Here is a 12,026-nt window from a genome sequence, read left to right as displayed (position 1 = left end):
ATTTAGATGCTAGCAAAAAGTCTTACCTTCTTTGACCAAATTGTTATATCAGTAATTATAGGGGGTTATACGGCGTGATATTATAATTTTATCTATTCGGGTCAATTGTCTTTACAGGATCGTTCTATTAAAATAATTTTCTTGATGCATAATTGATCCTCGATTTCTTTTCAAATCTAAGAAGTGAATCTCAAAATAACCTTAGCAAATAACATGGTCCCTTACTTTATTTAATATTTACCGATACAAAATACAAACCACACTACATCGACCTCTAGTAAAGTTTATTTGTAAGTTTGTTATGATACCTTCAGCCTTTAAAATTAAATAAAGTTAATTAAATTTAAATGAACAGTATAAACCTGAATTATTCATACTTTTTGTCTTAAATAAAATTTGGCGCAAAATAACCGTGGTCTCAGAAAAAAGCTTTTTTTGTTAGTTTTGCGGTCGTATTGCTTAAAAAAGGGCAGACTTCACCCTTTCCCTAGAAAATATATTTTATTTTGTGAGTTCACAGCGGGTATATTTTAATGTTTTGGATCTTAAACAGTGTCTGCCAGAATAATTTATCAAACACATTGGTCTGGGATAAATGGACCCAGATCTGATGGGCGTGGTGCGTGACCTTAGCTGCCAAATGAAGTAATTTAAAGCGGATGGTCTCGACCTGAGCGTGTTTAAGTTCCGGTGGTAAAACCAAGTTCTTCATGGCTTGGAGTATATTGTAAGCCGTGCCAGCCACCAACATGCGAAACTCATTGGCGTTAAAGCTGGAACTGTCCGTTTTATCAAAATGAAAACCGCGTTTAACTTCTTTGATCAAGTCTTCCATTGAACCACGTTGTTGATAGAGGGCAAAGACTTGCGGACCACTCAATTCTTCCAAGTTGGTCACGATAAACTCATGGTCAAACAGTAAATTTCCCGCTGGCCGAGTTGATCTAATGATCACCCGATAAGGGCGTGGCCAACTTTGGGGACAGTAATCCTGCAGGACATGCCATTGGACTTCAGTTTCGCTGAAGTCGTGGTCGCCCACTTGGATCAAGCGCTCAGCCCGACTTTGGAGTTGGCGGTTCGCTTTCATGCGGATCACGAATTTAGCCTGTTTTTTATCACAGGCACGGTAGATCCCTGGCGCTGCGAAACCAGAATCTCCCCGCACGAGGACATCCAAAGAAGACTGGTCATAGGCCCGTAGGCCCCGTAATAAGAATTTAGTCGCTCCCTGTGAAGTATAGCGATTGCCTGGACGTAATTGGGCATTCAATAAGCAGCCCGATAAAGCATCGAAAGCTAGTAATGGATGATAACCGTTAGTCTGATAATGACCGTTATAAGCACTTTTTTCTTGGTTACCAAATGTATCAGCATGCGTGGAGTCGAGGTCAAGGATCAGCTGATGTTGATTCAGCTGGCCCAGGACTAAGTGCGCCAAAGAGATCATTACAGACTTGACGGAGAAAAGGCCTGTCGCCGAGACGTGATTGATAAAACGTGAGAGCGTCGGTTGGGAAGCGACTGCTTGTTTTAGAGCTAAGTTGAAATCAGCCGCTTGGGCCAAGGTGTTAGCAGACTGATCCTGGGAATACCCCGCTAGTAATTGAAATAACAACTGCTTGAATAAATCGTTCATAGTGAAGGTACAATACTTGCGACCATCTTTGAAACGCAAGTTAGTCTCTAAAAACTGGTCAAAGTGGAGTTGATGGAGAAACTCAGCAAGCAATAAAGTCCCCGCATCGTTCGCTAGCTCACCGCCGTCATTAGAAATTTTGATTTGTTTATTGAATAAAAGCTGTTTATGATGTAAAGTCGACATTAGGAGCACTCCTGTTCTTTGTAGTGTTTAGTCGACTTTACAATAGCACAGGATGTGCTCATTTTGTACACCCAGCAGGTGAAAAAGAAAAAAGGTCAGCAACAGCACGGCAACAACCAAAAGCAGACCTCAAGGTAAAATTATGAATAATCCAGGTAAAAAAACGGTTCTATAATATTTGGTACTGATAGAAAAATCTTCTCTCAGTACCAATTTTGTTTTATGATAAAAAAATAGAGATGAAGACACACTTCATCTCAAAGAAACAATCCCTACACTGAAAGGAATGTCCTACATGAAGAATTGTACACTGGATCTATTGGGAATTAAAGACTCACACCTGGAATTTGATCCAAAATATAAGAATAAAGTGATAGCTGCAGGATTTTACCAGCATAAAAAAGTCCGCAAGATCCATTTGCGGCAATCTTATCCTTGTGCTTGCCCAGTTTGTGGTCAAAAAATGCGCTACAACGGTTTTAAAACCGTTGAGATGCTCGGTTTGCCTTCGGGTGGGATCACAAATGTTTTTTCGATCCGCAAACAAAAATATCTCTGCCCGGCTTCAGCTGCCTGCCCTAAAACTATTACAAAACTTGCGGAGATCAAGGACGTCAAGGCTAACGACCAAATCTCACAAGCCGTTAAATATCAGGCTATTTCTAAATTAGACCAGAATATCTCACAAAAAGATATTGCCGCTGATTTTGGGATCTCTGGAATGACAGTGATGCGCTTTGCGCAAGAGCTCTCAACTTACTTAAGGCCCAATCATCATTTCTTACCGCAAAATATCGCTTTTGACGACTTTAAAGCGGGCAACTTTTCTAGTAGCGGCATGAGTATCATTGTCATGGACATTGCGACACGCCGCACGTTAGATATCGTGCGTTCTCGGCATAATACATACTTACGAAGTTACTTTTTACAATATGACCGTCAAGCTCGCTGGGCAGTCCAAACGGTCACAGTTGATCTGTACTCGCCTTATCGATCCTTGATCCATGAGATCTTTCCGCAAGCGCTGATCATTGCCGACCGCTTCCATGTCGTAACCCAAGCTTATCGGGCCTTAAACTTAGTTCGGACACAAACCATGAAACAGGCGGGACAGGGTTCGCACAACGCACGTGCTTTGAAACATTATTGGAAATCGTTAACTAAAGACTCGACCAAACTTGATTTTAAAACCTATCGTAAAAGCAGAAACTTTCGTAATATGCAGTTATGTGAACAGGATATTGTGGAGCGTTTATTAAACATGTCCTCCGCTTTGCGACAAGCTTACGTTTATTATCAAACACTTTTACAAGCTGTCCATCAGCGAGATCCAAGGCTCTTAGAAAGTCTAACACGTTCAGCTGCAGGCATGCCTGAGCCCATCAAAAAAACTAATCGTACCTTGCGTAAACATCTACAAGAAATCAAGAACAGCTTTCAGACGACCTTTTCTAATGGACCCGTGGAAGGAACAAACAACAAGATCAAAGCCATTAAAAAGACTGCTTACGGTTTCCGGAACTTTGAAAACTTCCGTTTACGTCTTCTCATCGAATTAAAGAATAGTTATGTCAGTTTGAATTTTCATAGTCACAATCGGGTAGGAGATAGTTCACACTATCGACCTCCCACACCACCGTACGTACGGAACCGTATACGGCGGTTCAACAACTTAAGCTTTTGCTTGAATAGACTGGTACAGTTTGGACAGATTTATTAGCCCACGCTGTGCCAGTCTTTTATTAGTTATGGTCATCAACAGTGTTTTACTGTGCGCGTTGCGCCAGTATCCCTTACGAGTATTGACGTAGATTTTCGCCTGTTTGGGTGTCAAGCCTAGTTTAATCAATGCTTTATAACGGGTTCCGATATTCTTCCACTGTTTCCAGATATACTGGCGGATGCGCGAGCGCAACCATTTGTCTAGTTGTTGGAGAAAGTTTTCATCTTCCCAATGGAATAATATTGGATCCAGCCCTGCATTTTCTGCTTAATTTCATGCAGAATCCTATCAAGGCTGACGCCTCGGCTTCTCTTGGTGATTCTTGTCAATTCCTGTTTAATTCTCTGTTTAGGTTTTTGATGAGGACGCGGGTAGGCGCTATTGCGTCCCACACCCAGAGAAAAACCTAGAAACTTCAGTCTTAGTGGAGAACCGACTTGCGTCTTTTCTGCATTCACTTCAACTTTGAGTTCCTTTTCTAAAAACTGGGTGATGCTTTTGAGAACCCGTTCACCCGCACGCTTACTTTTAACATAGATATTACAGTCATCCGCATAGCGTACAAATTTATGTCCTCTTTTGGTCAATTCTTTGTCCAGCTCGTTCAGATAAATATTTGCTAGTAATGGTGAAATATTGCCACCTTGCGGTGTACCTTTAGCGGACTTCTCGAAAAATCGACCATTCATAACACCACTCGTCAAGAACTTACGAATCAAATGCAAGACCCATGGCTCACTAATGTAATTTTCAACAAATTTAATTAGTAAATCATGGTTCACATTGTCAAAATAGGACTTTAAATCAAGGTCGACCACGTAGTGATAACCCTGATTATAATAAGCAACCACCTTTTTCACAGCACTTTGTGCACTGCGGTGTGGTCGAAAACCATAACTATTATCTGAGAATACTTTTTCAAAAATAGGAGACAGTTGCTGTTGTAACGCCTGTTGAACCACACGGTCAACGACCGTTGGGATTCCTAACTGACGTTTCGAACCATCTGGCTTAGGAATCTCAACTCGTTTGACAGGTTGGGGTTCATAGCTTTCGGTTCGCAAGGCCTCGATTAGTTTTACGTTATTCTCTTTCAAGTATGGGCCAAGTTCCTCAACGGACATGCCGTCAATTCCTCCAGCCCCTTTATTACGCTTGACATGGACAAAGGCCCGATTTAAATTATTCCGGTCTAAGACCTTCTCACGTAATAAGCCATTTTGAGTTCTCTTTTCACCAGAAACAACGCTACGCGCTCCTGTTTGCTCTGACCCTTCCAGGGTTACCCTCCGCAGGTAGTCAGCTTTATTTTCTGTTTTCTGCGATTGTCGTATTGTTTCCACCTCCAGGATGAATCAAAATTATTGTTGTTCAGCCCTTCACCATTACTGGCTACTATGGCCTCGGCTGACTTCTGTCATGGACAACTCAACATTACTATTGAGCCTGTTCCTGCCAGAAATAACTTCCAGCTTGAGAGAACTACCATGACAGACCTCCCCGGGTAAGAGCAGTAGCTTTCGCATCAAACCGTTGGCTTTACTGTGACGGTTTCGAGTGGTCAGGGACTTCGATTTGTTAAGCAATCTCATCCCACCGTTTCCAGCCTTTTAGCCACTTCTTGTTCATCGATTCGATGTTTCGTCTAGGACTTCCTTCAGATTCTACCTCACGATAGACACCCTTGTCTTCGACTCGTGATACCGGCCACTACGGCTCACAGCGGACTTACACCGCCTAGTTACTGCCCATGCCGGGCGCACTTAAAAAAGCTGCTCATTCCATTCAGGAACAAGCAGCTTGACCAAGTAGACCAATTGCTTATTATTTTTAATAATTCATTTCATCAGTACCACTTGATAAAGAACCAAAAAAACACCGACCAAATTCTGCTCAGTGTCTCTTAATTCACATATTTATTTTAATAATTTTCAAAAAAAATCCATTAATTTGAATATCGACGATATTTCATTGAAAACCTTAGTATATATCTTATCCTTCACTAACTAATTTTATGATCTGCAAAACAACATCAGTTGCTTGTTCCATTGTTTGTTCCGATACATATTCGAAACGTGCGTGCATGTTTTCAGGACCGGCGAACAAATTAGGAGTTGGTAAACCCATAAATGAGATTTTTGACCCGTCAGTTCCGCCGCGTACTGGAGCAATCAAGGGCTTGATATCAAGATCTTCCATGGCCTTTTTAGCTAATTCAACTACAGTCATGTCCTTTTCAATAACTTCTCGCATGTTGTAGTACTGATCTTTCATATCTAAGATCACGCGGTCTTCATCGAATTGTTCATTCATCTTAGCCACGATATTTCTGACCAATTGCTTTCGTTCTTCAAACTTATTGCGATCATGATCTCTAATAATGTAAGTCATTTTTGCCTCATCAACTGTTCCATTGATACTTAACAAATGGAAGAAACCTTGACGTCCCTCAGTTTTTTCTGGAACTTCAGCACTTGGCAAATGATTTTCAAATTCTACGGCTAATTTTAAAGCATTGATCATGATACCTTTGGCTTCTGATGGATGGACATCCTTACCAATAAAATGAATTGTGGCCTGAGCCGCGTTAAACGTTTCATACTCTAACTGTCCTAAAGGACCACCATCGATCGTATAAGCAATATCTGCACCAAATTCATCCACTTCAAACCGGTCTGCACCTGTTCCGATCTCTTCGTCCGGTCCGAAAGCGACTTCTATTTCACCATGCTTAATTTCTGGATGAGCGACCAAATATTCTACAGCAGTCATGATCTCGGTCACACCAGCCTTATCGTCAGCACCTAATAATGTATTTCCATCAGTAGTGATCAAATTATCACCTTTGTAGTTTTTCAAATTAGGAAATTCATCAATTGTTAAGGAATAACCACTATTTCCAAGTTTGATTTCAGACTGGCCATCATAGTTTTTGATGACTTGTGGCAAAATATTTTTGGCATTAAAATCAGCCGTGTCAATGTGTGAAATAAAACCTACTTTTTTGACATTTTCGTCATTTTGCAAGTTACTTGGAAGCGTCGCGAAAACATAACTGCTTTTCGGAGCAATCCGGACATTAGATAAACCGATCTCGTTTAATTCAAGGACCAGCTCATTAGCGAATTCTACCTGGTTTTGAGTGGAAGGAACAGTAGTTGACTCTTCATCAGAACGAGTCTCTTTACGAACATATTTTAAAAAACGTGGAACTAAATTTTCATATTTTGCCATGAAGGTTTCTCCTTTATTGAATAAAATTGTTAACTACATGAATGTAAATGGATCAGTATTGATCGTGGTTGCGATCACATCGACTGCCCACTCATTTTCTTTAGACCATTTGGTAAAAAGATTTTGCAGCTCTGGCTGACAGACCCATTCAAAGTGGTGGCCCGGGTCGACCACATTTAATCCGCTTGCCAACATATCATGGGCGGTATGGTAACTGACGTCACCAGTTACATAGACATCAGCATTCTTAGCCAAGGCGTCTGTATAAAATTTTGCTCCGCTGCCGCCAAGTACAGCAACTCGTTGGATATTTTGTTGCAGTTCTGAAGATACAACACGCAAAGCCGGTATCTGAAAAGCTTCTTTACACTGAGCAACAAAATCTTTTAATTTCACAGGTTTTACAAGATCACCCACACGTCCCATTCCATATTTTACACCAGAATCTTCAATTTGATAAAGATCAAAAACGATTTCTTCATATGGATGGTTAGCATACATCGCTGCTAAAACTTGGTTTTTATACTTAGCCGGAAAAACAACTTCAACTTTTTCTTCAGCGGCTACCTCTGGTTGATCCACCTTTCCTATATATGGATCAGAATTTTTACCTGGTAAAAAGCGGCCTTTTCCTTGCACTGAAAATGAACAATTAGAGTAATTTCCAAGTTGACCAGCACCTGCAGCAGCTAATCCCTGCCGTAAGTGAGCAGCGTTGTTAACAGGTACAAAAACTGCCAGTTTGTATGTTTTTTCCTCAAACGGTCCTAATAAAGGTTCAGATCCTTGAAGGCCCAATTTATCGGCAAGCCAATCATTCATTCCGCCCTGAGCACTATCTAAATTAGTATGAGCCGCATAAACTGAAATATGATTTTCAATCAATTTCGCATACATTTTGTTTTGGGGTACACTGAGATCAAAACTGTACAGCGGATGAAACATTGCAGGATGATGCGCAAATATGAAATCAACGTCCTGACTAATTGCTTCTTGGACAGTTTCAGGTCTGACATCCAAAGTAACCATCATTTTATGGACCTCTTGATTCAGATCGCCCAGTTGTAAGCCGATCGGGTCACCTTTTTCAGCTAACCACTTAGGTGAAAATTCTTCAAACCTAGACACGATATCATTGACCGTTGTCATGGTATAACACTCCTTTGATTTGTTTGATTTTCTCTTTTACTTCAAGGTATTTGACGGTATTTTCTTTTTTAGCTGTCGTAAGTGCCGAGAAAATTTTCTCTTCACGTCGTAATTCTCTTGTCCATTTTTCAATAAAAGCAGGTTCTTTTCGTTGCATTAAAAACGGTCCAAAAAACAGCTCATCTCGGGACATTTTTTGAACATTTATGACTGATTCAGCAACGATGATCTCATAAATATGCCCTGCCTCACTTAAAATTTCTTCTTGCGTAATTTGATAACAATTTTGTTCCAACCATCCACGTACTGCATCTGTTCCCACGTTAGGTTGTAAAATCAACAGAGGGTGAGTGGCAAGTTTTTCTGGAGCTGCACTTAAAATGCTAACTATCAAGGGTCCGCCCATCCCACAAATTGTGATCGTATCTATTCTGTCTTCCTTAGAGTAAGCCTCCAGCCCATCTGCTAAACGTGAATGAACAACGTCTTGTACATTTTCTTGTTCAATAATTTTTGTAGCATTTTGATAGGGACCTTTGACGACCTCACCGGCAATAGCATAAGAAATACATCCTTTTTTTGCCAAATATACTGGTAAATATGCATGGTCCGATCCAATGTCCGCTAAACGAGCACCTGCCGGCACATGTTGTGCGACGTGAAGTAATCTCTGTGACAATCTATTTGAATCCATTTCTTACTCCTTAATCAATTAATTTCTCTATTATTGTACACCAAATAGAAAGCGTTTTTGTGATGTCTTACTGACTTTTCATCTTATGTAAAGAAAAAGGGCCGAAAAATTATTCGACCCTTTAACATAAATTATCATAAAAAGTATACTGTTTTAATCTAAAAAGTCTTTTAATTGCTTAGATCTAGAAGGATGGCGTAATTTACGCAATGCTTTGGCCTCAATTTGACGAATTCGCTCGCGGGTCACACCAAAAACACGTCCTACTTCTTCCAAGGTCCTGGTCCGGCCATCATCTAAACCGAAACGTAACCGTAAAACATTTTCTTCACGATCCGTCAAAGTATCAAGAACACTTTCTAACTGTTTTTTTAACAATTCATAAGCAGCATGATCAGCTGGACTAGTAGCTTCTGCATCTTCAATAAAATCACCTAAATGAGAATCATCTTCTTCACCGATTGGTGTTTCAAGGGAAACTGGTTCTTGCGCGATTTTCAATATCTCACGAACCTTTTCCGTTGGCATATCCATCTCAGCACCAATTTCTTCAGGAATAGGTTCACGCCCAAGATCTTGCAAAAGCTGACGTTGGATCCGGATCAATTTATTAATAGTTTCAACCATGTGCACTGGAATTCTGATCGTCCGAGCCTGATCAGCAATAGCACGAGTAATTGCCTGACGGATCCACCAAGTTGCATATGTGGAAAACTTGAATCCCTTACGATAATCGAATTTTTCAACGGCTTTCATCAAGCCCATGTTTCCTTCTTGAATCAAATCAAGAAATGACATGCCGCGTCCAACATAGCGTTTAGCGATAGAAACAACCAAACGTAAATTAGCCTCTGCTAAACGTTGTTTAGAATATTCGTCTCCTTGTTCGATCCTTAAAGCCAAGGCAATTTCCTCATCAGCAGTCAAAAGATCAACTCTACCGATTTCTTTCAAATACATTCTGACAGGGTCGTTGATTTTGACACCAGAGGGAGCAGAAACATCTCTTTTGGCATTTTCAGCTTGTTTAGTAGCTGCATGCAAAGCATGTTCGCTTGGTTCACCTTTTTCGTCCACAACGGAAATCCCAGCATCTTCCACTGATTCGATCAACTTATCCATTGCATCTGCATTTAATTGGTAGGGTTCTACTAATTTTTTAGATAACACGGAATATTTGATCTGTTTTTTAGGCTTAAATTCATGAATCAAACTGCGTAATTCTTTTTTATATTGTTTTTCTACATCATTTGTTTTCTTTTTCTCTTCTGCCAAGGCGAGGTCCTCCTTATATTGCTGAAATTCCAGCTTGTTTACGTTGTAATAATTCAATCAATTTAACAGTTAGTGCAACGACAGTGTCCTGATCATTCATCCTTTTAGCACGGGCCAGTTGAATTTTGACAGACTCGATTTGATCTTCAAGAGGTGAGGCTTGCAAAATTAACTTTAAGCAATCGCTTACTTCTTGCTCACTCGTTTGTTTAGCAAAATTATTCATTTCAAGTGAAACTATGATCTCTTGTAAGGCACTTTCTTGCACAAAATCTAAAAAAGCAGCACTATCATAAGCTTGGTGTTGATTAAAAAAGAAACCTTGCGCCAACAGATACAGCGTCTGATAGTTTTCATGAACAAAACTAAACTCTGGAATATTAGCCACTTTCAGCCATGTGCTATGATCATGCAAGATGCGGTATAATAGCAATCTTTCAGCCTGTTCTATTATAGAATAATGGACAGGAGCCTGTAATTTTGGATCTATAGCAATGCTTCGCTTCTGCAAAACATTTTTTTGTTGCTGAAAATTACTTTTTTTGCGTTGTGAAGATCTGATTTCTTTAAGTTGAGCTTCCAGAGCATTCTTATCTAGTTGAAACCTTTGTGCTAATCGATTTAGATACAAGTCAACTTCAATAACATCCGTACTCTGGGCTATTTTTTTCAAAACGTCATCAAGATAAGCCAGCTGATCGTGTTCATTGTCTAAGTTACGTCCCTGCTCATAATAACGCAGGTAAAAAGCCAATTTACTTTCTGGGCTGCTGTGAACTTTCGTATAAAACTTTTCTTCACCATATTTTCTGATATATTCATCAGGATCAAGTTTCTCAGGTAATGAAATGACATTTACCTCAAAACGGTCAAGTGATCCAAGCAGCTCTAAAGCCCTTTTCGTAGCATTTTGTCCTGGTTCATCTCCATCATAACAAATGCTGATTTTCTTAGAAACACGTGCTAAAGTATATACTTGCTGCTCTGTTAAACTTGTTCCCATTGAAGCTACACCATTTTTGACTCCAGCACGGTAAGCAGCCAAAACATCCATAAACCCCTCAAAAAGGATAATGTTTTTTTCTGTACGAACTGAATTTTTTGCTTTGTCAAAATTAAACAAAACATCTCGTTTATTAAACAAATCAGTCTCAGGTGAATTCAAATATTTAGGCTGTGTTTCACTTTTTTGTAATAAGCGACCAGAAAAAGCCACAACTTGTCCGGCGGCATTTCTGATTGGAAACATAACCCTTTCTCTGAAACGATCACTTAAATTTCCATCTCGTAGTTCAACAAACAGGCCTGACTTTCGCAATTTTTGATAATCCGGCTGATGTTCATCAAAGAAAGGCAAGAGCAATTTATTAGCTGGCGCATAACCCAACTGAAATTCTTCGATCAAATCATCCGTTAGTCCGCGACCATGCAAATAGTTTAAAGCCTCTTCACCTAATTGTGTGTTGACTAAAATATGATGATATAGTTCTGCTGCTTCGCGATGATAGTCTTTAAGAACGCTAACATCGGAATTAGCTTCATCATCAGCACCATTAGTATTACCAGTCTTAACATCATCGATATATTCCTGATCAATGGTTACGTTGCCTAGATCTGCCACACGTATTACTGCTTCAGGAAAACTTAAATTTTCGATCTCCATAATAAACTTAAAGACGTTGCCGCCTCGATGACAAGAAAAGCAGTTGAAGATCTGTTTTTGTTCATTGACAGAGAACGACGCTGTTTTTTCCGTATGAAAAGGACACAAACCGAACCAATTTTTTCCTGAACGATGCATTTGAACATATTGTTCAACAATATCTAGAATATTGACCTGAGAACGGACATCATCGATCACCTCTTCGGGGATCCTTCTGCTCACACGACCACCTCAAAATAACTTTGACAACAATGGTTATAAAAGCCGCACCAAAGATGTGCGACTTCACCATGTCTATTTTTACATAATCAATAGTAATGATATAATGAAACTCAAGGTTATGCAAGAAAAAAGCTTATTAATACAAAATTTTCCAGATGTTGTTTCGCTAAAAAATCCAAGTTCCATTAAAGCCCAGAAACACCAATTCAAAAAGGGTCTTTTAGTATTTTAATGAAAAATG

6 protein-coding genes and 2 pseudogenes are annotated in these 12,026 nt (G+C 39.8%); 1 reads left to right on the top strand and 7 read right to left on the bottom strand.

Annotated elements, in window-relative coordinates; translation table 11 throughout:
- Positions 1-514: 514 nt before the first annotated feature.
- Positions 515-1,825 (bottom strand): IS1380 family transposase, encoded by a 1,311-nt coding sequence (locus BQ5903_RS06000; RefSeq protein WP_010499943.1) that lies wholly within the window; start codon positions 1,823-1,825, stop codon positions 515-517.
- A gap of 295 nt (positions 1,826-2,120) precedes the next feature.
- Between BQ5903_RS06000 and BQ5903_RS05995 the strand changes: the two are divergent.
- A pseudogene (locus tag BQ5903_RS05995) lies at positions 2,121-3,419 on the top strand (ISL3 family transposase); the annotation flags it as partial.
- 78 nt (positions 3,420-3,497) lie between these two features.
- Here the strand turns inward: BQ5903_RS05995 and ltrA are convergent.
- From ltrA to dnaG, 6 genes and pseudogenes are all read right to left on the bottom strand, one after another.
- Positions 3,498-4,882 (bottom strand): annotated as a pseudogene (gene ltrA, locus BQ5903_RS05990) (group II intron reverse transcriptase/maturase).
- Between the two features lie 658 nt (positions 4,883-5,540).
- Positions 5,541-6,782: a peptidase T gene (pepT, locus tag BQ5903_RS05985; RefSeq protein WP_010496003.1), complete on the bottom strand. Its 1,242-nt coding sequence runs from the start codon at positions 6,780-6,782 to the stop codon at positions 5,541-5,543.
- A gap of 33 nt (positions 6,783-6,815) precedes the next feature.
- Positions 6,816-7,931 carry a Nif3-like dinuclear metal center hexameric protein gene (locus BQ5903_RS05980; RefSeq protein WP_010496004.1) on the bottom strand — a complete coding sequence of 372 codons (1,116 nt, stop codon included), beginning with the start codon at positions 7,929-7,931 and terminating at the stop codon, positions 6,816-6,818.
- Complete coding sequence (locus tag BQ5903_RS05975) at positions 7,915-8,625, bottom strand: tRNA (adenine(22)-N(1))-methyltransferase (RefSeq protein WP_010496005.1); 711 nt, start codon at positions 8,623-8,625, stop codon at positions 7,915-7,917. Before BQ5903_RS05975 ends, BQ5903_RS05980 begins: the two co-directional genes overlap by 17 nt.
- A 153-nt stretch (positions 8,626-8,778) precedes the next feature.
- A complete protein-coding gene (rpoD, locus tag BQ5903_RS05970) occupies positions 8,779-9,900 on the bottom strand; it encodes an RNA polymerase sigma factor RpoD (RefSeq protein WP_010496014.1) in 1,122 nt (373 codons plus the stop codon).
- Positions 9,901-9,913: 13 nt separating this feature from the next.
- Entirely contained in the window at positions 9,914-11,785 is a 1,872-nt protein-coding gene (gene dnaG, locus BQ5903_RS05965) for a DNA primase (RefSeq protein WP_079579131.1), read from the bottom strand.
- Between the last annotated feature and the right edge of the window lie 241 nt (positions 11,786-12,026).

The sequence above is a fragment of the Ligilactobacillus acidipiscis genome (assembly GCF_900116935.1).
Lineage (GTDB): Bacteria > Bacillota > Bacilli > Lactobacillales > Lactobacillaceae > Ligilactobacillus > Ligilactobacillus acidipiscis.
Note: the sequence above shows the minus strand (reverse complement) of the source record. Positions and strands in the feature narration are given on the sequence as shown.